Source organism: Kitasatospora sp. NPDC052896 (assembly GCF_044547075.1).
In the GTDB taxonomy this organism is placed as follows: domain Bacteria; phylum Actinomycetota; class Actinomycetes; order Streptomycetales; family Streptomycetaceae; genus Kitasatospora.
Map to the genome: position 1 here is coordinate 87,656 of NZ_JBITZU010000020.1, position 22,869 is coordinate 110,524.

At 72.8% G+C, this 22,869-nt stretch carries 22 protein-coding genes and 1 riboswitch; of the genes, 5 read left to right on the forward strand and 17 right to left on the reverse strand.

Going from position 1 to position 22,869, the window contains the following annotated elements; all coding sequences use genetic code 11:
- Positions 1-117 precede the first annotated feature (117 nt).
- From nusB to ACIGXM_RS28815, 3 genes are all read right to left on the reverse strand, one after another.
- On the reverse strand, positions 118-555 hold the full coding sequence (gene nusB / locus ACIGXM_RS28805) for a transcription antitermination factor NusB (protein ID WP_396565880.1): 438 nt from the start codon (positions 553-555) through the stop codon (positions 118-120).
- Between the two features lie 2 nt (positions 556-557).
- A complete protein-coding gene (gene efp / locus ACIGXM_RS28810) occupies positions 558-1,118 on the reverse strand; it encodes an elongation factor P (protein WP_396565882.1) in 561 nt (186 codons plus the stop codon).
- A gap of 70 nt (positions 1,119-1,188) precedes the next feature.
- The gene (locus tag ACIGXM_RS28815; RefSeq protein ID WP_396565883.1) at positions 1,189-2,295 is read right to left on the reverse strand and encodes a M24 family metallopeptidase; all 1,107 of its coding nucleotides are present in this window, start codon (positions 2,293-2,295) and stop codon (positions 1,189-1,191) included.
- Positions 2,296-2,440: 145 nt separating this feature from the next.
- Here ACIGXM_RS28815 and ACIGXM_RS28820 point away from each other — a divergent pair, with 145 nt between their 5' ends.
- Positions 2,441-3,259 carry an SAM-dependent methyltransferase gene (locus tag ACIGXM_RS28820; protein ID WP_396565885.1) on the forward strand — a complete coding sequence of 273 codons (819 nt, stop codon included), beginning with the start codon at positions 2,441-2,443 and terminating at the stop codon, positions 3,257-3,259.
- A gap of 90 nt (positions 3,260-3,349) precedes the next feature.
- The gene (locus ACIGXM_RS28825) at positions 3,350-4,750 is read left to right on the forward strand and encodes a lipase maturation factor family protein (RefSeq protein ID WP_396565887.1); all 1,401 of its coding nucleotides are present in this window, start codon (positions 3,350-3,352) and stop codon (positions 4,748-4,750) included.
- Here the strand turns inward: ACIGXM_RS28825 and ACIGXM_RS28830 are convergent.
- A complete protein-coding gene (locus ACIGXM_RS28830; RefSeq protein WP_396565889.1) occupies positions 4,737-5,693 on the reverse strand; it encodes a zinc-binding alcohol dehydrogenase family protein in 957 nt (318 codons plus the stop codon). The genes ACIGXM_RS28825 and ACIGXM_RS28830 overlap by 14 nt on opposite strands.
- Before the next feature lie 95 nt (positions 5,694-5,788).
- Here ACIGXM_RS28830 and ACIGXM_RS28835 point away from each other — a divergent pair, with 95 nt between their 5' ends.
- Positions 5,789-6,226 carry a MarR family winged helix-turn-helix transcriptional regulator gene (locus ACIGXM_RS28835; protein WP_396565891.1) on the forward strand — a complete coding sequence of 146 codons (438 nt, stop codon included), beginning with the start codon at positions 5,789-5,791 and terminating at the stop codon, positions 6,224-6,226.
- 78 nt (positions 6,227-6,304) lie between these two features.
- Here the strand turns inward: ACIGXM_RS28835 and ACIGXM_RS28840 are convergent, their stop codons facing one another.
- The 6 genes from ACIGXM_RS28840 to aroC all read right to left on the reverse strand — a co-directional run bounded on the left by ACIGXM_RS28840 (position 6,305) and on the right by aroC (position 11,285).
- Positions 6,305-7,111, reverse strand: coding sequence for an Fpg/Nei family DNA glycosylase (locus tag ACIGXM_RS28840; protein WP_396565893.1), 807 nt, complete (start codon positions 7,109-7,111; stop codon positions 6,305-6,307).
- A gap of 32 nt (positions 7,112-7,143) precedes the next feature.
- The gene (locus tag ACIGXM_RS28845; RefSeq protein ID WP_396565895.1) at positions 7,144-7,965 is read right to left on the reverse strand and encodes an AAA family ATPase; all 822 of its coding nucleotides are present in this window, start codon (positions 7,963-7,965) and stop codon (positions 7,144-7,146) included.
- A gap of 77 nt (positions 7,966-8,042) precedes the next feature.
- Positions 8,043-8,483 (reverse strand): type II 3-dehydroquinate dehydratase, encoded by a 441-nt coding sequence (gene aroQ, locus ACIGXM_RS28850; RefSeq protein ID WP_396565897.1) that lies wholly within the window; start codon positions 8,481-8,483, stop codon positions 8,043-8,045.
- Complete coding sequence (aroB, locus tag ACIGXM_RS28855; RefSeq protein ID WP_396565899.1) at positions 8,480-9,571, reverse strand: 3-dehydroquinate synthase; 1,092 nt, start codon at positions 9,569-9,571, stop codon at positions 8,480-8,482. The genes aroQ and aroB overlap by 4 nt, the downstream gene beginning before the upstream one ends.
- On the reverse strand, positions 9,568-10,104 hold the full coding sequence (locus ACIGXM_RS28860; RefSeq protein WP_396565901.1) for a shikimate kinase: 537 nt from the start codon (positions 10,102-10,104) through the stop codon (positions 9,568-9,570). Before ACIGXM_RS28860 ends, aroB begins: the two co-directional genes overlap by 4 nt.
- Positions 10,101-11,285, reverse strand: a complete 1,185-nt coding sequence (gene aroC / locus ACIGXM_RS28865) for a chorismate synthase (protein WP_396565903.1) — start codon at positions 11,283-11,285, stop codon at positions 10,101-10,103. The genes ACIGXM_RS28860 and aroC overlap by 4 nt, the downstream gene beginning before the upstream one ends.
- A gap of 181 nt (positions 11,286-11,466) precedes the next feature.
- A riboswitch (guanidine-III (ykkC-III) riboswitch) is annotated at positions 11,467-11,531 on the forward strand.
- Between the two features lie 17 nt (positions 11,532-11,548).
- Here aroC and ACIGXM_RS28870 point away from each other — a divergent pair.
- A complete protein-coding gene (locus tag ACIGXM_RS28870; RefSeq protein ID WP_396565904.1) occupies positions 11,549-11,803 on the forward strand; it encodes a hypothetical protein in 255 nt (84 codons plus the stop codon).
- Positions 11,804-12,195: 392 nt separating this feature from the next.
- Here the strand turns inward: ACIGXM_RS28870 and ACIGXM_RS28875 are convergent, their stop codons facing one another.
- The 7 genes from ACIGXM_RS28875 to ACIGXM_RS28905 all read right to left on the reverse strand — a co-directional run bounded on the left by ACIGXM_RS28875 (position 12,196) and on the right by ACIGXM_RS28905 (position 20,605).
- Positions 12,196-13,089 (reverse strand): shikimate dehydrogenase, encoded by an 894-nt coding sequence (locus ACIGXM_RS28875; protein ID WP_396565968.1) that lies wholly within the window; start codon positions 13,087-13,089, stop codon positions 12,196-12,198.
- Between the two features lie 98 nt (positions 13,090-13,187).
- The gene (mltG, locus tag ACIGXM_RS28880) at positions 13,188-15,047 is read right to left on the reverse strand and encodes an endolytic transglycosylase MltG (RefSeq protein ID WP_396565906.1); all 1,860 of its coding nucleotides are present in this window, start codon (positions 15,045-15,047) and stop codon (positions 13,188-13,190) included.
- Positions 15,048-15,233: 186 nt separating this feature from the next.
- Complete coding sequence (mltG, locus tag ACIGXM_RS28885) at positions 15,234-16,433, reverse strand: endolytic transglycosylase MltG (RefSeq protein WP_396565908.1); 1,200 nt, start codon at positions 16,431-16,433, stop codon at positions 15,234-15,236.
- A gap of 104 nt (positions 16,434-16,537) precedes the next feature.
- On the reverse strand, positions 16,538-17,023 hold the full coding sequence (ruvX, locus tag ACIGXM_RS28890) for a Holliday junction resolvase RuvX (RefSeq protein WP_396565910.1): 486 nt from the start codon (positions 17,021-17,023) through the stop codon (positions 16,538-16,540).
- Between the two features lie 11 nt (positions 17,024-17,034).
- Positions 17,035-19,704 carry an alanine--tRNA ligase gene (gene alaS, locus ACIGXM_RS28895; RefSeq protein WP_396565912.1) on the reverse strand — a complete coding sequence of 890 codons (2,670 nt, stop codon included), beginning with the start codon at positions 19,702-19,704 and terminating at the stop codon, positions 17,035-17,037.
- Entirely contained in the window at positions 19,704-20,120 is a 417-nt protein-coding gene (locus ACIGXM_RS28900) for a DUF6167 family protein (protein ID WP_396565914.1), read from the reverse strand. The genes alaS and ACIGXM_RS28900 overlap by 1 nt, the downstream gene beginning before the upstream one ends.
- Before the next feature lie 5 nt (positions 20,121-20,125).
- On the reverse strand, positions 20,126-20,605 hold the full coding sequence (locus ACIGXM_RS28905) for a DUF948 domain-containing protein (RefSeq protein ID WP_396565916.1): 480 nt from the start codon (positions 20,603-20,605) through the stop codon (positions 20,126-20,128).
- 168 nt (positions 20,606-20,773) lie between these two features.
- Here ACIGXM_RS28905 and ACIGXM_RS28910 point away from each other — a divergent pair, with 168 nt between their 5' ends.
- On the forward strand, positions 20,774-22,867 hold the full coding sequence (locus ACIGXM_RS28910) for an ATP-binding protein (protein ID WP_396565918.1): 2,094 nt from the start codon (positions 20,774-20,776) through the stop codon (positions 22,865-22,867).
- Positions 22,868-22,869 lie beyond the last annotated feature (2 nt).

A 22,869-nucleotide genomic window follows, 5' to 3' on the forward strand; every position in this document is an offset into this window, starting at 1 on the left:
GAGTGGCGCCCCCTTCGGCCTTGCTACTGGTCGGTAGCAAAGATACGCCCCCGTCGTGAACGCACGATGGCCGCCGGACCACGGGGGTCCGGCGGCCATCGTCGTGACCGGATGGTCTCAGCGCTTGATGGTCGGCTTGAGCTCCATGAAACGGGCCAGCAGGCCGTTCACGAAGGCCGGCGAGTCGTCGGTGGAGTACTCCTTGGCGATCTCCACCGCCTCGTCCAGGACGACCGCGTCCGGGACGCCGTCCTCCCAGATCAGCTCGTAGGCGCCGAGCCGCAGGACGTTGCGGTCCGCGATCGGCATCCGGTCCAGCGTCCAGCCCACCGCGTAGGTGGCGATCAGCTCGTCGATCCGGCGGGCGTGCTTGGCGTAGCCCTCGACCAGCTGCATGGTGTACTCGGCGACCTGCGGGACGCCCTCGTCCGGCTTGGGTTCCCGGGCGCGGGCCACCCAGCCGGCGAGCACCGACAGCGGGTCGACGCCCCGGTGGTCGGCCTCGAAGAGGATCTGGAAGGCGCGGGTACGGGCCTTGCTACGTGCGGCAGACACAGTTACTTGACCCGACCGAGGTAGCTGCCGTCGCGGGTGTCGACCTTGATCTTCTCACCGGTCGTGATGAACAGCGGGACCTGCACCTCGGCACCGGTCTCCAGGGTGGCCGGCTTGGTGCCACCGGTCGAGCGGTCGCCCTGGACGCCCGGCTCGGTCTCGGCGATGACCAGCTCGACCGCGGCCGGCAGCTCGACGTACAGCGGCGCGCCGTCGTGCTGCGCGACCAGGGCCTCGAAGCCCTCCAGCAGGTACTTGGCGGCGTCGCCGACCACGTCCGGGGTGATGTGGATCTGGTCGTAGGTGTCCATGTCCATGAACACGAACTGCTCGCCGTCCTTGTACGAGAACTGCATGGTGCGCTTGTCGACGTTGGCGGTCTCGACCTTGACGCCCGCGTTGAAGGTCTTGTCGACGACCTTGCCGCTCAGCACCTCCTTGAGCTTGGTGCGCACGAAGGCCGGGCCCTTGCCGGGCTTGACGTGCTGGAACTCGACGACAGACCAGAGCTTGCCGTCCAGGTTGAGGACCATGCCGTTCTTGAGATCGTTCGTGGAAGCCACGGGCGCACTTACTCCTGGATATAACTGTCAAGGAACCAAGGGGTGCGGCCTGTCCCACCCGCAGGGGCGGTCACAGGGCGAGGAGCTCCTTGGTGGTGATGGTGAGCAGCTCGGGCCCGCCCTCCTCCGGAGGGCGCACGACGAGCGTGTCCTCGATCCGGACTCCGCCGCGGCCCGGGAGGTGAACCCCTGGACCGACGGTGACCGGCACGCGGTTGTCCAGTTTACCCATGTCGGCGGGTCCGAGGCCCGGCGCCTCCCGCACCTCCAGCCCGACGCCGTGCCCGAGCGGGCGCGGCGGGTTCTCCACGTGGCCCGCCGCCTGCAGGATGTCACGGGCCGCGCGGTCGGGTGCGTTGCCCGGCACGCCCGGGCCGAGCGCCTCCCGACCGGCCCGCTGCGCCTCGAAGACCAGCCGGTGCAGCTCCACCTGCCAGGCCGCGGGCGCCGCGCCGATCACGAAGGTGCGGGTGGCGCAGACGGCGTAGCCGCGGTACCGGGCGCCCAGCGCGACGGTCAGGAAGTCGCCCTCCTCGACCCTGCGGTCGGTGGGCAGGTGGTTGGCCCGGCCGGAGTGGGTGCCGGTGGCGACCGAGACCGGGAAGGCGGCCCCGTCCGCGCCGTGGTCGATCATCCGGCGCTCCAGCTCCATCGCCAGGTGCCGCTCGGTCCGCCCGACCAGGATCGACTCCAGCAGCTCGCCCAGTGCCTGGTCGGCGATCTCGGCGGCGATCCGCAGGTCGGCGATCTCGTACTCGTCCTTGACCACCCGCAGCCGCTCGACCGCGCCGTCCAGGTCGGCCAGCCGGATGCCGGGGGCCAACGCGGTGATCGCGCGGTGCCGGGTGACGGTCAGGTCGCCCTCCTCGACCGCGAGGTCGCGCACGCGCAGCCGGGCGGCCGCCGCGGCGGCGGCCGTCGCGGTGTCCTCGTCCGGGGCGGTGACCAGGTGGGCCAGCTCGACGGCGTAGGGGTGCTCGCCGGTGTCGTCCGGTGGCAGGTCCGCGGGCAGCGCGAGCAGCGCGCGGTCGCGGGTCAGCAGCAGCGTCGCGCCGCACGGTGCGCAGCCCGTCAGGTACCGGACGTTCGCGGGGCTGCTGATCAGCGCCGCGTCCACACCGGCCGTGCTGCAGTGCTCCCGGAGCCGCTCTCGGCGGACCGCGTGCGCATCGGACATGCCCGAAGCCTATGAGGGGACCCGTCGGACCGCCTGTTCAGCTGGTCCGTTCTGCTGGTCCGGGCGAGCGGGCGCCATGCTGACTGATCGTCAGATAGGCTGCGCGGCACGGCCGGACGGCCGACCGCCTGCGGAGGAGAGCGCCGTGACCGAGTCCCGCACGCCGGGCACCTGGGAGCCCGTCGAGATCGACACCAGCGTCGCCCACTCGGCCCGGGTCTACGACTACTGGTTGGGTGGCAAGGACAACTTTCCGGCCGACCGCGAGCTGGCCGAGCAGATCATCGCCGCGGTGCCGAACATGCGGGCCATGGCCCGGGCCAACCGGGACTTCCTGGGCCGGGCGGTCCGCCACCTGGTGGTCGAGCAGGGCATCCGGCAGTTCCTGGACATCGGCACCGGGATCCCGACCGCCGGCAACACCTACGAGGTGGCCCAGGCGCTGGCGCCGGAGTCCCGGGTGCTCTACGTGGACAACGACCCGATCGTGCTGGCGCACGCCCGGGCGATGATCTCCAGCCACCCGGCCGGGCGGACCTCGTTCATCCTGGGCGACCTGCGCGAGCCCGCCGGGATCCTGGAGCACCCGGTCTTCGCGCAGATCATCGACCGGGCACAGCCGGTCGGGCTGCTGCTGGTCGCGGTGCTGATGCTGTTCCGGGACGCCGAGGACCCGTGGGCGATGGTGCGCACCCTGGTGGACGCGCTGCCCGCGGGCAGCTGCCTGGCGCTGACCCATCCGAGCGGCGACTTCGCGCCCGAGGAGGTGGCCGTGGCGGTGCGGGCCGCCGAGCACGCGCACGTCCCGCTCACCCCGCGCGGCCGGGCCGAGGTGACCCGCTTCCTGGACGGGCTGGAGCCGGTCGCGCCGGGCGTGGTCCCGGTGCTGGCCTGGGGCGGCGCGGCCGAGGGCGTGGACGTCGACTCCGCTTACTACTACGCCGCGGTGGCCCGCAAGCCCTGAGCCGGCTCCGCCGGGCGGCTCGGCCGTCCGGGGCCCGGGCAGGCGCGCCGGCCCCGGGCGGCGCCGGCGGGGGTGGTAGGGATGGGGCGCGTGGAGTGGTTCAACGCGCCGGGGTACGGACTGAGCAGGCTGGTCCTGCTGCGGCTGCTGGCCGCGGTCTACCTGATCGGGTTCCTGGCGGCGGCCCGGCAGTTCCGGGCGTTGATCGGCGAGCACGGGATGCTCCCGGTGCCGCGGTTCCTGGCCGCCGTCCCGTTCCGGCACTCCCCCAGCCTCTTCCACTACGGCTACTCGGACCGCCGATTCGCGACCGTGGCCTGGACCGGCGCGGTGCTCGCGGCGGCCCTGGTGGCCGGCGCCGGCGACCTGGTACCGCTCTGGACCTCGATGCTCTGGTGGGCCGTGCTCTGGGTGCTCTACCTGTCGATCGTCAACGTCGGGCAGGTCTGGTACTCCTTCGGCTGGGAGTCGCTGCTGCTGGAGGCCGGGTTCCTGGCCACCTTCCTGGGCAACGCCACGGTGGCGCCGCCGCTGCCGGTGCTGGTGCTGATGCGCTGGCTGCTGTTCCGGGTCGAGTTCGGCGCCGGGCTGATCAAGCTGCGCGGCGACTCCTGCTGGCGCGACCTCACCTGCCTCAAGTACCACCACGAGACCCAGCCGATGCCCGGCCCGCTCAGCTGGTTCTTCCACCACCTGCCCGGCCCGGTGCACCGGGTGGAGACGGCCGCCAACCACGTCGCCCAGCTGCTGGTGCCGGTCGGCCTCTTCCTGCCGCAGCCGGTGGCCACCGTGGCGGGCTCGGTGGTGATCGTCACCCAGCTCTGGCTGGTCTGCTCCGGCAACTTCGCCTGGCTCAACTGGCTGACCATCGCGCTGGCGTGGTCCGCGGTGCGGCTGCCGCACGGCACGGTGACCACCGCCGGCGCGCCGCCCTGGTTCGAGGTGCTGGTGCTGGCGGTCACCGCGCTGGTGGTGGTGCTCAGCTACTGGCCGGCCCGCAACCTGCTCTCCCGGCACCAGGCGATGAACATGTCGTTCAACCGGCTGCACCTGGTCAACACCTACGGCGCCTTCGGCAGCATCAACCGGGTCCGCTACGAGGTGGTGGTGGAGGGTACCGACGAGCCGCTGATCACCCGGGAGACGCTCTGGCGGGAGTACGGCTTCCGGGGAAAGCCGGGGGACGTGCGCCGGCTGCCGCGCCAGTTCGCGCCCTACCACCTGAGGCTGGACTGGCTGATGTGGTTCGCCGCGATCTCCCCCGGCTACGCCCGGCCGTGGTTCCGCCCGTTCGTCGCCCGGCTGCTGGTCAACGACCCGGCGACGCTGCGGCTGCTGCGCCACAACCCCTTCCCCGACGAGCCGCCGACCCACGTCCGGGCGGTGCTGTACCACTACCGCTACACCGACTGGCGCGAGCTGCGCCGCTCCGGCGCGTGGTGGGAGCGGCGCCGGTTGCGCGAGTACCTGGCGCCGGTCAGGCGGGGGTGAGCGCGGGGGTGGTGGGCGCGGTGGCGAGCACCACCTTGCCCAGGTTGGCCCGGGACTCCAGCAGGGCCACCGCCTCCGCCGCCCGTTCCAGCGGGTGCACCGTGCTGACCGGCCGCACCCGCCCGTCGGCCAGCAGCCGCCACAGCTCGGCCCGGATCTCCGCCAGCACGGCGGGCCGGTGCCGGGCCAGCCGTCCCATCGAGAGGCCGGTCACCGTGGCCGCCGAGCGGAGGACCGCCCCGGCGTCCAGCGTGCCGCCGGACCCGGCCAGGGTGACCAACCGGCCGAACGGCACCAGCGCGGCCAGCGCCCGCGGCAGGATCTCGCCGCCGGCCCCCTCCAGCACCAGGTCGACCGGGCCTCCCCAGTCGGTGTCCTGGTAACTCACCACCTCGTCGGCGCCCAGGGAACGCAGGAACCCGGCCTTCTCCGGCGAGCCGACGGCGGCCACCACCCGGGCCGCGCCGAGCGTCTTCGCCAGTTGGACGATCAGGTGGCCCACCCCACCGGCCGCGGCGGTGACCAGCACGGACTCGCCTTCCTCGCACCGTCCGACCCGCAGCGCGGCCAGCGCGACCAGGCCGCCGTGCACCAGCCCGAGCGCGTCGGCCGCGCCGACCTGCTCCGGTACCGGGGTGAGCAGCGCGGGCGAGGCCACCGCCAGCTCGGCGTACGGCTCGGCCGCGATGCCGCCGACCCGCTGCCCCACCCGTAGCCCGTCCACGCCGGGGCCGAGCGCGACGACCCGGCCGACCACGCCCCCGCCGGGCGATGCGGGCAGCGGCACCTCGCCGACCCCGCGCAGCACCGGCAGCACCGTCCGGCTGACCCCGGCGACCTCGGTGCGGAGCAGCACCTCACCGGCGCCGGGAACGGGCTCGGGCACCTCGTCGAGCCGCAGCGCCCCGGGGCCGCCGTGGGTGTGGAACCTGACCTTGCGCATGGCTGCGTCTCCCCTCGCCGGACGATCGTTGGCAGGCCCAACGATAGAGCGGGATCATTGGTAGACCCAACGGCTTCTCGGCTAGCATGACGGCCATGACCGATGCTCCGCTCTCCCGCCTGCAGACCCTGCCCAGCTGGCTGCTCGGCCGGGCCGGCGCGCTCGCCCATCGCCTGGTGACCGAGCACCTGGGCCGCGAGGGCTTCCGGATGGGTCACCACGCCGTGCTCTGCGCGGTCGCCGAGCTGGGCCCGGTCGCCCAGGCGGAGCTGTCGCGCACGGTGCGGATCGACCCCAAGGACATGGTCGGCGTGCTGAACGACCTGCAGGCCAAGGGGCTGGTGGTACGCGGCAAGGACCCGCGGGACGCCCGGAAGAACGCGATCACCCTCTCCCCCGCCGGAGCCGAACTGCTGGCCCGGCTACAGGAGTTGGGCGACCAGGCCAACGCGGAGCTGCTGGCGCCGCTGGAGGCCGACGAACGGGACCAACTGCTGCGGCTGGTCAGGAAGTTGATCCAGGTCGACGGCTGACGGGTCGCGCCGGTGGGGTGCGAGCCCGATGATCCTCCCGCCTCCCGCGCTCGCCTCCGTCGGCCGGGGATCCCGCCGTCAGTGCTGTTGGCAGTTGGGGCACCAGAAGAGGTTGCGGGCGGCGTGGGGTTCGGTGCGGACCTCGGTGGCACAGACCAGGCAGGGCTGGGCGGCACGGCGGTAGACGTAGACCTCGCCGCCGTGGTCGTCGACCCGGGGCGGGCGGTTCATCGCCTCGGGGGTGTGTTCGGGGCGGACGGTGTCGATCCGGCCGATCGCCGCGCCCTCGCGCATCAGGGCGACCAGGTCGGCCCAGATGGCGTCCCACTCGGTCCGGGTGAGGTCGCGGCCGGCCCGGTGCGGGCTGATGCCGTGCCGGAAGAGCACCTCGGCCCGGTAGACGTTGCCCACGCCGGCCAGCACCTTCTGGTCCATCAACAGCGCCGCGACGGTGCTGCGGCTGCGCGAGATCCGCGACCAGGCGCGGTCCGGATCGGCGTCGGCGCGCAGCGGGTCGGGGCCGAGCCGGGCGTGCACCGCGTCCTTCTCGCCCGGGGTGAGCACCTCGCAGGTGGTCGGGCCGCGCAGGTCGGCGAAGTGCGCGGAGTTCTCCAGCCGCAGCCGGACCAGGCCGACCGGGGCCGGCGCGGGGGCCACGCCGAAGCCGAACACGCCGTACAGGCCGAGGTGGACGTGCAGCCAGGAGTCACCGAAGCCGAGGAAGAGGTGCTTGCCGTCCGCCTCGGCCGTCTCCAGGACGCGCCCGTCCAGCAGCGCCGCGCCGGCGGCGAACCGGCCCTGCGGGCTGGCCACCGCGACCGCCTCGCCGCCGAACGCCCGCAGGTGTTCCGCGGCGAGCCGGTGCAGGATGTGGCCTTCGGGCATGGTGAATCAACTCTCTTGCGGGGAACGGTGGTTCAGCGACTCGGGCGGCCGGCCAGGCGGGCCGCGATGACCCGGTCCAGGGCGTCGGCGGTGGCCGCCACGTCGAGTTGGGAGTTGTCGATGATGGGCAACCCGGAGTTGTACCAGCCGGCCATCCGGCCGTGGATCCGGGCCACCTCCTCGTCGCTGAGCCGGCGGTTGCCGCTGCGCCGGGCGTTGCGCGCCAGCACCGAGTCCAGTCCCGGCAGCAGCACCACCGGGATCATGCCGGGGCCGATGTGCCGTTTCCAGCCACCCAGCCCGATCGCCGGGCGGTCCGGGAAGACCGCGTCGTCGATGATGCAGGAGATGTCGTTGGCGAGGTAGTTGCGGCACGCGAAGCCGCAGGTCCGGCGAGCCAGCCGGTACTGGGCCTCGGAGGAGCTGTTCCAGCCGGACTGCGGGTTGGCGAAGCCGGACTGCACCCACTCGCGGACGTCGTCCAGGCTGATGTGCGCGGTGGTGGTCGGCCGCCGCTCGGCCCAGTGCCGGGCGACCGTGGTCTTGCCGGCGCCGGCCGGACCGATCAGCAGCACCGCGAGCGGGCCGGGGTGGCTCGCCGGGACCCCGGCGGGCAGCTGCACCGGCGTGCCGGTGGGCATCACGAAGTGCCCGGTGGCGCCCGGCTGCACGGCGGCGGACAGCACCGGCCCGGGCGCGGGTCGCGGCGCGGGCGGACGCGACGGCGCCGGTGGCAGCGCGGGCTGGTCCCCCTCCGCGGCCGGGCACGGCTGCACGGTCTGCCGGGGCGGCACCGGCGGGGGCGGCGTCAGCGGTCGTGGGGGCAGCGGCCCACCCCCTGCGTACTGCGTCATGGACACACCTCCCTGCCGGGGAGATTACACGGCGGCCCGGTGGCGGGCCCAGTCCGCCACCGGGCCGCCGACCGCCGCTACCGGGTGGTGAGCTGCTCGGCCAGGGCGCGCAGGGCCAGTTCGTACGAGCCGAGACCGAAGCCCGCGATGGTGCCGGAGGCGATCGCGGCGATCACCGAGGTGTGCCGGAACTCCTCGCGGGCGTACGGGTTGGAGATGTGCACCTCGATCAGCGGCGCGGTGCGCTGAGCGGCGGCGTCGCGCATCGCGTACGAGTAGTGCGTGAACGCGCCGGGGTTGATGACCACCGGGAGCCGCTCGTCGGCCGCCCGGTGCAGCCACTCGATCATCTGCCGCTCGGAGTTGGTCTCGTGGACCTCGACCTCGAAGCCCAGTTCCTTGCCGAGCGCGGTGCAACGCTCGACCAGGCCGGCGTACGAGGTGGCGCCGTAGACGTCCGGCTCCCGGCTGCCCAGCCGCCCGAGGTTGGGGCCGTTGAGCACCAGTACGGTGGTCACTTGGCGACCTCCGCGTACGCGGCGACCAGCAGCGACGGGTCCGGGCCCTCCAGTACCGAGGTCTTGGCCAGGCCGTCCAGCACGATGAAGCGCAGCAGGTCACCGCGCGACTTCTTGTCGATCTTCATCGCGTCCAGCAACTTCGGCCAGGCGTCCGCCCGGTAGCTCAGCGGCAGGCCGACCGAGGCCAGCACCGAGCGGTGCCGGTCCGCCGTCGCGTCGTCCAACCGCCCGGCCAGACGGCCGAGTTCGGCGGCGAACACCATGCCGACCGAGACCGCCGCGCCGTGCCGCCACTTGTAGCGTTCGTTGCGCTCGATGGCGTGCGCCAGCGTGTGGCCGTAGTTGAGGATCTCGCGCAGCCCGGCCTCCTTGAGGTCGCCGGAGACCACGTCGGCCTTGACCTGGATGGCCCGTCGGATCAGCTCCACGGTGTGCGGGCCGGCCGGCGTGGTGGCGCCCTGCGGGTCGGCCTCCACCAGGTCGAGGATGACCGGGTCGGCGATGAAGCCGCACTTGATCACCTCGGCCAGGCCGGAGACGTAGTCGTGCTTGGGCACGGTCTCCAGGGTGGCCAGGTCGGCCAGCACCCCGGCCGGCGGGTGGAAGGCGCCGACCAGGTTCTTGCCCTCGGCGATGTTGATCCCGGTCTTGCCGCCGACCGCCGCGTCCACCATCCCGAGCAAGGTGGTGGGCATGGCGATCCAGCGCACCCCGCGCAGCCAGGTCGCGGCGACGAAGCCGGCCAGGTCGGTGGTGGCGCCGCCGCCCAGGCCGACGATCACGTCGGAGCGGGTGAAGCCGGTCTGCCCGAGCACCGACCAGCAGTACGCGGCGACCTCGGCGCTCTTGGCCTCCTCGGCGTTCGGCACCTGGAGCGCGATCGCCTCGTACCCCTCGGCGGCCAGGTCCTCGCGGATCGCGTCACCGGTGGCGGCCAGCGCCTCCGGGTGGATCACCGCCACCCGCCGGGCCCGGGCGCCGATCAGCCCGGCGAGTTCGCCCAGCAGCTGCTGCCCGACCAGCACGTCGTACGGCGCGTGGCCGGCCGAGCCGCCGACCTGGATGGTGACCGTGCTGCTGCTCATGCTTCCTTCAACTCCAGGGATTCCAGCACCGCGTCCGCGACCTGCTCCGGGGTGCGCCCCTCGGTGCTGATCACGGCCGCGGCGACCTCCAGGTACAGCGGCCGGCGGGCCGCCATCAACTCGCGCCAGGCCGCCCGCGGGTTGACCGCGAGCAGCGGGCGCGGGGCGTCCAGACCGACCCGCCTGACCGCGTCGTGCAGGGCGACCTCCAGGAAGACCACCGGGCGGGCGGCCAGCAGCGCGCGGGTGGCCTCGGCCATGACCGCGCCGCCGCCGAGCGCCAGCACGCCCTCGTGCTCCTCCAGCGCGGCGCGGACGGCCCGCGCCTCCAGGGCGCGGAAGTGCGGCTCGCCGTCGTCGACGAAGATCTCCGGGATCGGCTTGCCGGCCAGCGCCTCGATGTCCGTGTCGGTGTCACGGAACGTGGTGCCGAGGCGCTCGGCGAGCAGCCGGCCCACCGTGCTCTTCCCGGCCCCGGGCGGACCGACCAGCACCACGACCGGGCCGGCCGTACGCCCGACTCGCTCGCTCATCGGATGATCAGGTGGTCGAGGTAGCTCTGCACGTTGCGGCGGGTCTCGGCCACGTGGTCGCCGCCGAACTTCTCGCTGACCGCGTCCGCCAGGACCAGCGCCACCATCGCCTCCGCGACGATCCCGGCCGCCGGCACCGCGCAGACGTCCGAACGCTGGTGGTGCGCCTTGGCCGGCTCACCGGTCCGCACGTCCAGGGTCCGCAGCGCCCGCGGCACGGTGGCGATCGGCTTCATCGCCGCGCGGACCCGCAGCAGCTCGCCGGTGGAGAGCCCGCCCTCGGTGCCACCCGAACGGCCCGAGGTGCGCCGGACGCCGTCCTCGGTCGGCACGATCTCGTCGTGCGCCTGCGAGCCCGGGACCCGGGCCAGTTCGAAGCCGTCGCCGACCTCCACGCCCTTGATCGCCTGGATGCCCATCAGCGCGGCCGCCAGCCGGGCGTCCAGCCGGCGGTCCCAGTGCACGTGCGAACCCAGACCCACCGGCACGCCGTACGCCAGCACCTCGACCACGCCCCCCAGCGTGTCGCCGTCCTTGTGGGCCTGGTCGATCTCGGCGACCATCCGCTTCGAGGCGTCCGCGTCCAGGCAGCGCACCGGGTCCTCGTCCAACCGCGCCTCGTCCGCGGGCAGCGGCAGCACGCCGGCCGGTGCCTTGGCCGCGCCCAGCTCCACCACGTGCGAGACCAGCTCGATGCCGCAGGTCTCCCGCAGGTAGGAACGGGCCACCGTACCGAGCGCGACCCGAGCCGCGGTCTCCCGCGCGCTGGCCCGCTCCAGGATCGGACGGGCCTCGTCGATGCTGTACTTCTGCATGCCGGCCAGATCGGCGTGGCCGGGCCGGGGGCGGGTGAGTGCCTCGTTGCGGGCCAGGCCCGCGAGCACCTCGGGGTCGACCGGGTCGGCCGCCATCACCTGCTGCCACTTCGGCCACTCGGTGTTGCCGACCATCACCGCGACCGGGCTCCCCATGGTCAGGCCGTGCCGGACCCCGCCGAGGAAGGTCACCTCGTCCTGCTCGAACTTCATCCGCGCGCCGCGCCCGTAACCCAGCCGCCGCCGCGCCAGCGCGTCCGCCACCATCGCGGTGGTCACGGGCACGCCCGCGGGCAGGCCCTCCAGCGTCGCGACCAGTGCGGGGCCGTGCGACTCCCCCGCGGTCAGCCAGCGCAACGTACCCAACGGTGCTCCTTCGTCAGCGGTCCGGCCGCGGCTGCTGGGCGCGGTTCCGGCCGGGTTTCCCGAGCGGGCCCGTTTGCGGTGGGCCCTCTGCCGAATCCTTTCACGTCCGGGGGCGGGATCGGGTCGAGGTCCGCGTGGCGGACACCGGGACGGACAGCCGGGGCGGTCGGGCACAATGGACGTGGACCGCGCTCCAGCGGCCACCGGACGAGACGCGCCGTACCCGGAGGGACAAGACGACGCAGCCCTTGGAGGGTGCCGTCATGGAGCAGCTGATCCAGATCATCGGGTCGATCCTGGTGCTGATCCCATTCGCGCTGGCCCAGCGCGGCCGGCTGAACACGAAGTCCCGCGGCTATCTGGTGCTGAACCTGGCCGGCTCGGGCGTGCTGGCGGCCCAGGCCGCGGTCACCGCGCAGTGGGGCTTCCTGTTGCTGGAGGGTGTCTGGGCGCTGGTGTCGCTGGCCGGGTTGGTGACCGTACTGCGTGGGCGCGAACCACGGGCCGCTGAGCACTGATCGCGTTTTGGAGCACCGCTCTCGTCGGTGATCGCCACTCTCGCACCGGCGGGGCAGGGTGGAGCGGTGCTCTCATTGTGGAGCACCGCTCTCGACGGTGATCGCCGCTCTCACATCTGGGCGATACTCTCACCATGGAGCACTGCTCTCGTCGTCGAGCATCGCTCTCGCACCCGAGCAACGCTCTCAGCACTGAGCACTGCTCTCGACCCCGCGCAGCAAGCTCACGCCCGCACACTGCTCGCGCCACTCGCGCCACTCGCGCCACCGAGCAGAGACCGGCACCAGGGCAGAGCGCCGCTCTCGTATCGGAGCACTGCCTTCACCTGTGAGCACCGCTCTCACTGATGAGCGCCGCTCACACCAGTGAGCACCGCTCTCGCGATACCGGCTCAGTGCTCCCGCTCAGCCAGCGCGATCTCGCCGGCCGCCCGCATCGCCGCCAGCGGTCCCGGGGTGATCCCGGTGAACCGCTCGCACTGCAGCACCGCCTGATGGACCAACAGGTCCAGCCCGCCCAGCACGATCCCGCCACGCTCGGCGCAGGCCGCGGCCAGTACGGTCGGCCACGGGTGGTACAGCACGTCGAAGAGCGCGCCGGGCGCGCCCGTCAGGCCGGCCGCGAACCCGTCCGTCGCCCCGACCGGGGTGGTCGACACGGTCAGCGGCCCGGCCAGGGCCTCGGCCCCGCGCGCCCAGTCCGCCGTCCGCACCGGCACCCCGAGCCGATCGCCGAGCACCCGCATCTCGCGCGCCCGCTCGGCGCTGCGCACGTACACCGTGACCTCGCCCGTGCACAGCTGGGCCAGTGCGGCCAGCGCGGACGAGGCGGTGGCCCCGGCTCCCAGCACCGCCGCCGCCGGGACCTGCCCGATCCCCCGCTCGCGCAGCGCCGCGACCAGCCCGGGCACGTCGGTGTTGTCCCCGGTGCGCCGCCCGTCGGCCTCGAACACCAGGGTGTTCACCGCCTCCACCGCCAGCGCGGTCGGGCTCACCTCGTCCAGCAACGGGATCACCGCCCGCTTGAGCGGCATGGTCAGTGAGAAGCCCGCCCAGAGGCCCGGCTCCAGTCCGGCCAGGAACCCCGCCAGGTCGTCCTCGCCCAGCTCGAACCGGCCGTACTCCCAGTCGTCGAGCCCGAGCGCCCGGTAGGCGGCGGTGTGCAGCACCGGCGAGAGCGAGTGGGCGATCGGCGAGCCGAGCACGGCGGCCCGGTGGCGCCGACCGGTCACCGACCGTCCGCCGGCGGTCGACCGCCCACCGGCCGTCGACTGCCCACCCGTCATCAACTGCCCGCCGGTGGTCGGCTGCTGGCTGGTCATGACTGTTCGGCACTCCTATCGCTCAGGACGGCCACCGCCCGCCCGTGACACCCGACGCTCGGTCACTCGCAGTGCACGGCCTGTGCGTCAAAGGCCTGGCCGTGCGAGGTGCAGTACTGCTTGACGTTCGCCGCGAAGTCGGTCGACGAAGTCGAGAACAGCGTCTCGGTCGGACTCATCGCGATGAAGTACGCCCAGGTGCCCGGCGTCGGGTTGAGCACCGCCTGGATCGCCTCGTCGCCGGGGTTGGAGATCGGCGTCGGCGGCAGGCCCGGGTTGATGTAGGTGTTGTACTTGTTCGAGCCGTCGTTGATCTGCGCCTTGGTCAGCGCGGTCGAGCCCACCGAGTACTGCAGCGTGGTGTCCATGCCCAGGGTGTGGTGGGTGACGTCGGTGTTCAGGCGGTTGTAGATGACCCGGGCCATCTTGCCGAAGTCCTGCGAGTTGTTGCCCTCGGCCTGCAGGATGCTCGCCTCGGTGATCACGTCGTAGGTGGTCTTCAGGCCCGCCTGCTGGATCAGCGCGGGCGTGATCACCTGCGAGTACTCCTGGTTGGCGTTGGCGACCATCTGCTTGAGCAGGTCCAGCGGCTGCATGCCCGGAGTGATCGAGTACTTGGTCGGCCAGAGGAAGCCCTCGGGGTTGTTGCCCGCGTAGGCCGGCAGACCGAGGTTGGCGACCTGCGACTTGGCCACGCCGGCCGTGGTGCCGGCGGCCAGCTTGAGCTTGGTGTCGATCATCGCGTAGATGTCGACGGCCTTCTTTCCCTCGGGCACGATCAGCGCGTTCCCACCGGCCGCGGAGACCAGCAGCTGCACGGCCGCGGCGCCGGACATCTGGCTGTGCAAGGTGTAGCTGCCCGCCTGGATGCCCATCGCCTGCGGGTTCTTGTTGTAGGCGTCGGTGAACGCGCCCGCGCTCTTCACCACACCGGCCGCCAGCAGCGTCTGCGCCATGTCGGCGCCGCCGGCTCCCGGGGCGATCGTCACGGTGACCGAACCGGTGCCGTTGCCGATGTAGTCCGGCGGCGGGCCGAAGTGGCTCTTGTAGAAGCCGTAGCCGAACCAGCCCGCGCCGCCCACGCCGCCCAGCAGCACCAGAGCGACCACCAGGCAGGCGCCGCGGTTGCGCCGGCCGGACTTCTTGCCCTTCTCCTTGCGCTTGCGCTGCGCCTCGCGGCTGTTGTCCTCCTCGACGGCGCCGAAGAAGGACTCGTGTTCGGCCTCGTCACCGTCGAGGAGTTCGCCCTCCGGCAGCTCCCCCTCGACGTAGTCCTCGCCGACGTAGTCCTCGCCGAGGTGCCCGTCCTCGGCACCCTCCTCGACGTACAGGCCGTCCTCGTACAGCCCGTCCTCGTAGCCCTCGACGTACCCGGCCTGCGGATCGTCCAGCGCCGCGGCCGCGGCCTCCCAGTCGATGCCGTCCGGCCCGGGCCCGGCCGGGGCCTGAACCGGCGCCTGAACAGCTGCCTGAACCGGCGCCGGTCCGGGCATCGGCCGCTGGACCTGGTCGTGCACCGGCTGGTGCTGCTGCGGGAAGGGGACCTGCTGCGGGTAGCCCTGCGGCGCGCCCGGCGCCGGGTAGCCGGCCTGCTGCTGGCCGGTCTGCTGCTGCGGGAAACCCGGCTGGGCCTGCTGCTGCCACTGTTGCCCGCCGTACGGATCCTGCGGCATCGGCTGCTGCCCTGGGTACGCCGCGTACTGCTCCGGCTGCTGCGCGTAGGCCTCCTGCGACGGGTAGCCCTGCGGCTGCTGCGCGTAGCCCTGCCCCTGCAGTACGTACTGCCCCTGGCCGTAGACGTCCTGCGGCTGCGCGTAGGAGTCCTGCCCCGCGTACTCCGCTCCGCCGAAGTGTTGCTCCGGGTAGCCGGGCTCGGCGGGGGGCCACGGCTGGGAGCCGTAGCCCCGACCCTGATCAGTCATCGAATCCCTTATGCCGACGGAGACGGACGGTGGATCGGACCGACCGTCCGGGACGGCGTCCCGGCACGATCTCGAACCGGCGTGCTAGCGCAACATCTGGGGGGAGACGTTACCGTACCGCAAGGTACCGCCCGTTTCGGGCGCTTGGTGCCCGACCTGTCACTTCCGGGGGCCACCTGGAGACCGTCACCCCGTGCTGGGACTGGGTTCCGAGGGGTGCTGGGCCTGGTAGGCGTTGAAGTCGGCGACGTTCTTTCTGTGCTGTTGCTCACTGTCCGTGAAGCGGGTGTCCCCGGGGCTGACCGTCACGAAGTAGAGCCAGTCGCCCGGCGCCGGGTTGAGCGCGGCGTCCAGCGCGTCGTGGCCGGGGTTGTCGATCGGGGTCGGCGGCAGGCCGCTGTGCTGGTACGTGTTGAACGGCGAGTTCAGGTTGGTGTCGGTGACGGTGGTGTGCAGAGTGGTGCGACCGAGTGCGTAGTTGATGGTGGAATCGAGTTGGAGCGGCATCTTCCGGCCCAGCCGGTTGTAGATCACCCGGGCCACCTTGGCCATGTCGTCGCGGTTGTCCGCCTCGCCCTGGACCAGGCTGGCCACCACCAGCGCCTGGTAGGGGGTGATCCCGAGCGCGCTCGCCTCACCGGTCAGGCCCTCGCCGTTGAACTCGGTGCCGGCCTGCTTGACCATCTGTTGAAGCAGGGCCAGCGCACTGGTCTCACTGGTGACGCCGTAGGTGGCGGGGAAGAGCAGGCCCTCCAGGTTGCCGCCGGCGAAGTCCGGCAGGCCGAGGTCGCCCTGGTGCTCCTGGGCGGTGCGCTGCGCGGTGCCGGCCGGCAGCCGCAGCCGCTGGTCGATCGCCGCGTAGATCTGGCTCGCCCGCCAACCCTCGGGCACGGTGAGGCCGTTGGCGTTGAACGGATTGTCCAGCACGTTCAGGGCGGCAGCCGCGGACATCTCGTGCTTGAGCGGGTAGGTGCCGGGCAGGATGCGCTGGCCCGAGGAGAGCGAGGCCGCGGTTGTGAAGGCCTTGACACTGGCCACCACCTGGTTCTGCACCAGAATTTGGCCGATCTTGGTGAGGCTCGCCCCCTTCGGGACCGAGATCTGCACCGCTCCGGTGCCGCCGCCGGTGTAGTCGGCCGCCGGGCTGGAGTCGAACGAGCCGAAGTACTGCAGGCCCACCAGCACCGTCGAGCCGGCCAGCAGCGAGAGCAGCAGCGCGGTGATCCCACAGGCCAGACCGGTCCGACCGGACGGCGGCTCGGGCGGCTCCGACCCCGGTGACCGCTCCCCCGACGACCGCTCACACGGCAGCGGCTCGGGCTCCGGCTCGTGCACCGGGGCTCCGAGGTGGCCCGGGGTCAGCCCGGGCGCCAGGTCCTGGTCCATGCCGGTGGGCCTCCCGTCTGCCGATGGGACGTCGGATGAGAAACGTCAGGGGCCCGTCCGGACGCGTCCGGACGGGCCCCCACAGGCACGCTAGATCAGGAATATCAACTGACCGGCTCGACGCTCTCACCGGGCGCTCGACCGCTCACCCGTTCGGCCTCCAGAGCGCTCTGCAGGATCACCACGGCCGCCGCCTGGTCGATCGCCGCCCGGCCCTTCTTGGCCTTCACGCCGGAGGCGCGCATGCCCTGGGCCGCGGTGACCGTGGTCATCCGCTCGTCGACCAGGCGGACCGGCACCGGGGCGAGCAGCGCGGCCAGCCGCCCGGCGTAGCCGCGCACCTTCTCCGCCGCCGGCCCCTCCTTGCCGCTCAGCGAGCGGGGCAGGCCGACCACCACCTCGATGGCGTCGTACTCCTCGACGATCTCCTTGAGCCGCGCCTGGGAGCGGCCCCCGGCGGGGACCGTCTCCACGGGCGTGGCGATCAGCCCGTCGGGGTCGCAGGACGCCACCCCGATCCGGGCGTCACCGACGTCGACGGCGATCCGCCGCCCCCGGCGCCAGGGCTTGGGTTCAGAACCGACAGACACGGGTGACTCCATCAGGCGGCGCGCTCCGCGACCAGGGCGCGCACGGCGTCGATCGCCTCGCCGACGGCGGCCGGGTTGCTGCCACCGCCCTGCGCCACGTCGTCCTTGCCGCCACCGCCGCCGCCGAGCGTCTTGGCCGCGGTGCGGACCAGCTCGCCGGCCTTGACGCCACGACCGCGGGCGTCCTCGTTGGTGGCGATCACGGTCAGCGGGCGGTCGTTCACCACGGTGAACGCGGCCACCACGGCCGGGCGCGAGCCCAGCCGGTTGCGGACGTCGAGGACCAGCTTGCGCAGCTCGTCCGCGCCGACCCCGTCGGCGACCCGGGCCGCGACCAGCGCCACGCCCCGGACGTCCTCGGCCGAGTCGGCCAGCCCCGCGGCGGCGGCCAGCACCTTCTCGGCACGGAACCGCTCGATCTCCTTCTCGGCGTCCTTGAGCTTGGCGAGCATGCCGGAGATCTTCTCCGGCAGCTCCTCCGGGCGGCCCTTGACCAGGTCGGTCAGCTGGGCGACCACGGTGTGCTCGCGGGCCAGGAACTTGTAGGCGTCCACGCCGACCAGCGCCTCGACCCGGCGCACGCCGGAGCCGATCGAGGACTCACCGAGCAGCTTCACCAGGCCCAGCTGGGCGGTGTTGCCGACGTGCGTGCCACCGCACAGCTCCTTGGAGAAGTCGCCGATGGTGACCACGCGCACCGAGTCGCCGTACTTCTCGCCGAACATCGCGATGGCGCCCTGCTTGCGGGCCTGGTCCATCGTCATGACCTCGGCGGTGACGTCCAGCTCGCGGCTCAGCACCTCGTTGATCTTCTGCTCGACGTCGGTCAGCACGGTGCCGGGCACGGCGGCGGGCGAGCCGAAGTCGAAGCGGAAGCGGCCGGGGGCGTTCTCCGAACCGGCCTGCGCGGCCGTGGGGCCGAGCGCGTCGCGCAGCGCCTGGTGGGTCAGGTGGGTGGCGCTGTGGGCACGGGAGACCGCGCGACGGCGCTCGATGTCGATCGTCGCGTACGCCGAGGCACCGAGCACCACCTCGCCGAAGAGCACTCCGCCGGAGTGCACGATCACGCCGGGCACCGGCTGCTGGACGTCGCGGATCTCCACCACCGCGCCGGAGTCCAGCCGGATCCGGCCGTGGTCGGCGAGCTGGCCGCCGCCCTCGGCGTAGAACGGGGTGCGGTCCAGGATCAGCTCGACCTCGTCGCCCTCGGTGGCCGCCGGGGACGGGACGCCGTCCACCAGCAGGCCGACCACGGTGGCCTCGCCCTCGGTGGCGCTGTAGCCGGTGAAGACGCTGGCGCCGGACTTGTCCGCCACCTCGCGGTAGGCGGCGACGTCGGCGTGGCCCATCTTCTTGGCCTTGGCGTCGGCCTTGGCGCGGTCCCGCTGCTCCTGCATCAGACGGCGGAAACCGGCCTCGTCCACCTGCAGGCCCTGCTCCTCGGCCATCTCCAGGGTGAGGTCGATCGGGAAGCCGTAGGTGTCGTGCAGCTGGAAGGCCTTCTCGCCGGAGAGGGCGGGGTGGCCGGCCTGCTTGGCCTCGGTGACCGCGGCGTCCAGCAGGTTGGTGCCGGTGCGCAGGGTCTGCAGGAAGGAGACCTCCTCGGCGACGGCGACCGTCTCGATCCGCTTGCGGTCGCTCTCCAGCTCCGAGTACTGCGGGGCCATCGCCTTGATGGTGGTGTCGATGAGCTCCTTGGCCACCGGAGCGGTGGCGCCGAGCAGGCGCATGTTGCGGATCGCGCGGCGCAGGATGCGGCGCAGCACGTAGCCGCGGCCCTCGTTGCCGGGGGTGACACCGTCACCGATCAGCATCACCGCGGTGCGGATGTGGTCGGTGACCACGCGCAGCGAGACGTCGGACTTGTGGTCGGCGCCGTAGGTGTGACCGGTCAGCTCGGCGGCCCGGTCCAGGATCATCCGGCTGGTGTCGATCTCGAAGAGGTTGTCGACGCCCTGCAGGATCGCGGCCAGCCGCTCCAGGCCGAGGCCGGTGTCGATGTTCTTGCTCGGCAGGTCGCCGAGGATCTCGAAGCCGTCCTTGCCGTCGCCGTGGCCGCGCTCGTACTGCATGAAGACCAGGTTCCAGATCTCCAGGTAGCGCTCGCCGTTGACGGCCGGGCCGCCCTCCTCGCCGTAGGCGGGGCCGCGGTCGTAGTTGATCTCCGAGCACGGGCCGCACGGGCCGGGCACGCCCATCGACCAGAAGTTGTCCTTCATGCCCAGGCGCTGGATGCGCTCGGACGGAACGCCGATGACCTCACGCCAGATCCGCTCGGCCTCGTCGTCGTCCTGGTAGACGGTGATCCAGAGCCGCTCCTTCTCCAGGCCGTAGCCACCGTCCGCGACGGGAGTGGTGAGCAGCTCCCACGCGTACTTGATGGCCCCTTCCTTGAAGTAGTCGCCGAAGGAGAAGTTGCCGCACATCTGGAAGAACGAGCCGTGCCGGGTGGTCTTGCCGACCTCCTCGATGTCCAGCGTGCGCACGCACTTCTGCACGCTGGTGGCGGTCGAGAAGGTGGGCTTGACCTCACCCAGGAAGTACGGCTTGAACGGCACCATGCCGGCGTTGACCAGCAGCAGGGTGGGGTCGTCGGCGACCAGCGACGCCGACGGAACGACGGTGTGGCCGCGCTCCTCGAAGAAGCGCAGCCAGCGGCGGCGGATCTCTGCCGACTCCATTAGTGGTCCTTCCGGTTCTGGGTACTGCCCCGGCCCGGTTCGAGCGGGCGGGGTGTTGACGCGATGACGTGGGGGGTGGTGCGCGACGGGGGCACGGCGGCCGCAGGCGTGCCTGGGGCCGCCGAGATAGCTCGGTACTCACCGCCGCGCGGGCCGGACAGCCGGCGGCGCGGCGGCTCCAGCACGGCGGTGCCGTCCAGCCCCAGGTCGGCGCGGAGCTGCTCCTCGCGCTCGGCCATGCCGGCCCGCACGTCCAGCGCGAACCGCTTGGCGGCGTCACCGAGCTGGAGGGCACCACGCGCGGCGGTGCCGGAGAGGCTGTCGGGGGTGAGCCGGCGGGTCGCCTCGTTGGCCTTGTTCATGGCCCAGACGGCGGCGCCGGCGCCGACCGTCATCCAGAAGATGCGTCGAACCACGGTGATCAGCCCTTCACGGCTCGCCGGACACGGGAGAGCAGACCGCCCCGGCGAGGAGCGGTGGCGGCCCGCACCTCGGCCCGGATCATCCGGGCCAGTGCCTCGTGCTCGGCACTCTGCTGAGGCAGCGTCAGACCGGCCTGCTGCTTGCCGACCGCCTTGCGGACGCCGTAGCTGAAGGCCGCCATCTTGACCAGCGGACCGCCGAGGGTGGCGGCGACGGTGGAGGAGAGCGCGTTGGCGTTCGCGGCCGCGTCCTGCACGTTGGCGGTGATGTCGTCCACCCGCTCCAGCTGCTGGTGCGCGCTGCGCACCGCGTCGCTGGCGTCGGACAACAGCGGCACGGCCTGCTCGGTGACGGCGGAGACCAGGACGGTGGCCTCCCGCAGCACCTTGGACAGCCGCACCAGCACCACGGCGAGCAGGGTGACCAGGACCGCCCAGCCCACGGCCACGATCAGGCCGGCCAGCTCTCCCACGGACACCTTGCGTGCTCCCTTCGCTCCCTAGGAGGGAACCCTATCGCGCCCGACCCGCTTGTCCCGACCGGATAACCGCTGGCGAAGCCCCTCGCCGCGGCGTAACCGAGCGGCGGGGGACCTCGTTGGGCCGACCGGGTTCCGGAAACCCCGGGAACAGCAGGAGAGGTGGCCGTGTCGGAGGAATCCCCAGGACCTGGCGGGCAGCTTCCGGCCGAGGTCACCAGCTTCGTCGGGCGCGAGGCGGAACTGGCCGCGCTGGCCCGGCTGCTCGGCACCGCGCGGCTGGTCACCGTCACCGGTCCGGGCGGCGTCGGCAAGACCCGGCTGGCACTGCGCGCCGCGGCCGGGGCCGCGGAGGACTTCCCGGACGGTGCGCACCTGGTCGAGCTGGGCCACGTCCAGGACCCGGGGATGCTCGGCCACGCGGTGCAGGAGGCGCTGCGGCTGACCGACTCGACCGCCCGGCCACCGGTCGAGGTGCTGACCGAGCAGCTGGCGGACCGTCGGCTGCTGGTCCTGCTGGACGGCTGCGAGCACCTGGTGGACGCCTGTGCCGCCCTGGTCGGCGCGCTGCTGCGGGCCGCGCCGCGGTTGCGGGTGCTCGTCACCAGCCGGGAGAGCCTGCGCACCGCGGGCGAGCACCTGCTCACGCTGGCGCCGCTGGCCGTGGACGGCGTGGACGGCGAGCCGGCGGAGGCGGTGCGGCTCTTCGCCGACCGGGCCGCCGCCGTGCTGCCCGGCTTCGCGCTGACCCCGCGGAACAGCGCCGAGGTCGCCCTGCTCTGCCGCCGGCTGGACGGCATCCCGCTGGCCGTGGAGCTGGCCGCCGGGCGACTGCGGGCGCTCCCGGTGGAGCAGATCGTGCTGCGCCTGGACGACCGGTTCCGGCTGCTCACCGGCGGCGAGCGCGGCGCGCTGCCGCGACACCAGACGTTGCGCACCACGATCGGGTGGAGTCACGAGCTCTGCGACCCGCAGGAACGTTTGCTCTGGGCCCGGCTCTCGGTCTTCGCCGGCAGCTTCGACCTGGAGGCCGCCGAGTACGTCTGCGGCGGCGACGGGATCGACCCGGAGGCGGTCTTCGACCTGCTCGCCGGCCTGGTGGTGAAGTCCGTGGTGCTGCGCGAGGAGGACGTCCGCGCGGCCGGCTACCGCCTGCTGGACACCGTGCGCGAGTACGGCGCGCAGTGGCTGCGCGCCGGTGGCGAGGAGCACCGACTGCGCCGCCGGCACCGGGACTGGTACCTCGGGCTGGCCGTCTGGGGCGAGGCCGAGTGGTTCGGCCCGCGCCAGGTGGAGACCGCCGAGCGGACCGGGCAGGCGCACGGCAACCTGCGGGCCGCGCTGGAGTTCAGCCTCGGCGAGCCGGGCGAGGAGCAACTCGCCCTGCTGCTGGCCGGGACGCTCTGGTACTACTGGGTCGGCTCCGGTCACCTCGGCGAGGGCCGGCACTGGCTGGACCGGGCGCTGGCGCTGGCCCCGGCGCCGACCGAGGCCCGGGCCAAGGCGCTCTGGGTGACCGGCTACATGGCCACCCTGCAGGGCGATCCGGGCCGGGCGCTGCCCGCGCTGGAGGAGTGTCGCCACCAGGCACTGGCCACCGGCGACGACCGGGCGCTCGCCTACGCGCTGCACCGGATGGGCTGCGCCGCCCTGATCGGCGACCAACTGCCGCGCGCCGCCGAGCTGTTCGAGGACGCGCTGTGGCACTACGAGACGATCGGCGAGCTGAACAGCAACGTTCTGATGGCGATGTTCGAACTCGGCCTGGCCGCCTTACTGTTGGGAGACGAGGAGCGCGGCGAGCAGTGGATGAGCCGGTTGCGCGAGGTCTGCGAGGAGCACGGCGAGCAGTGGGCGTACGCGTACGGACTGTACGCGATGGCCTACTCGCAGTGGCTGGCCGGGGACGTCCGGCAGGCTCGGGCGCACGCCGTCGAATGCGTGCGGCTCAACCACCTCTTCCGCGACCTGGTCGGGATCGTGCTCGGCCTGGAGCTGCTGGCCCTGCTGGAGACCGAGCCGGAGCACGCTCCGGACCTGGCGGAGGCCAGGTTGCTCCAGGGCGCGGCGCACCGGATCTGGCAGGCGGTGGGGATCCCGCTGTTCGGCTCCACCACCTTCAACACCCCCCACCTGGAGTGCGAGGCGCGGGCCCGGGCCGGACTGACCGAGCGGGAGTTCGCCGAGGCGTTCGCCACGGGGGCCCGGCTCGACCTGGACGCGACGGTCCGCCGGGTGCTGGACTGCGGCGCGGTGCGCTGAAG

Coding starts and splice junctions, on each gene's coding strand:
- ACIGXM_RS28815 (WP_396565883.1), bottom strand. CDS start 2,295: ATGTCCGATGCGCACGCGGTCCGCCGAGAGCGGCTCCGGGAGCACTGC.
- ACIGXM_RS28830 (WP_396565889.1), bottom strand. CDS start 5,693: ATGCGCAAGGTCAGGTTCCACACCCACGGCGGCCCCGGGGCGCTGCGG.
- ACIGXM_RS28835 (WP_396565891.1), top strand. CDS start 5,789: ATGACCGATGCTCCGCTCTCCCGCCTGCAGACCCTGCCCAGCTGGCTG.
- ACIGXM_RS28840 (WP_396565893.1), bottom strand. CDS start 7,111: ATGCCCGAAGGCCACATCCTGCACCGGCTCGCCGCGGAACACCTGCGG.
- ACIGXM_RS28845 (WP_396565895.1), bottom strand. CDS start 7,965: ATGACGCAGTACGCAGGGGGTGGGCCGCTGCCCCCACGACCGCTGACG.
- aroB (WP_396565899.1), bottom strand. CDS start 9,571: ATGAGCAGCAGCACGGTCACCATCCAGGTCGGCGGCTCGGCCGGCCAC.
- ACIGXM_RS28860 (WP_396565901.1), bottom strand. CDS start 10,104: ATGAGCGAGCGAGTCGGGCGTACGGCCGGCCCGGTCGTGGTGCTGGTC.
- ACIGXM_RS28870 (WP_396565904.1), top strand. CDS start 11,549: ATGGAGCAGCTGATCCAGATCATCGGGTCGATCCTGGTGCTGATCCCA.
- ACIGXM_RS28875 (WP_396565968.1), bottom strand. CDS start 13,089: ATGACGGGTGGGCAGTCGACGGCCGGTGGGCGGTCGACCGCCGGCGGA.
- mltG (WP_396565906.1), bottom strand. CDS start 15,047: ATGACTGATCAGGGTCGGGGCTACGGCTCCCAGCCGTGGCCCCCCGCC.
- mltG (WP_396565908.1), bottom strand. CDS start 16,433: ATGGACCAGGACCTGGCGCCCGGGCTGACCCCGGGCCACCTCGGAGCC.
- alaS (WP_396565912.1), bottom strand. CDS start 19,704: ATGGAGTCGGCAGAGATCCGCCGCCGCTGGCTGCGCTTCTTCGAGGAG.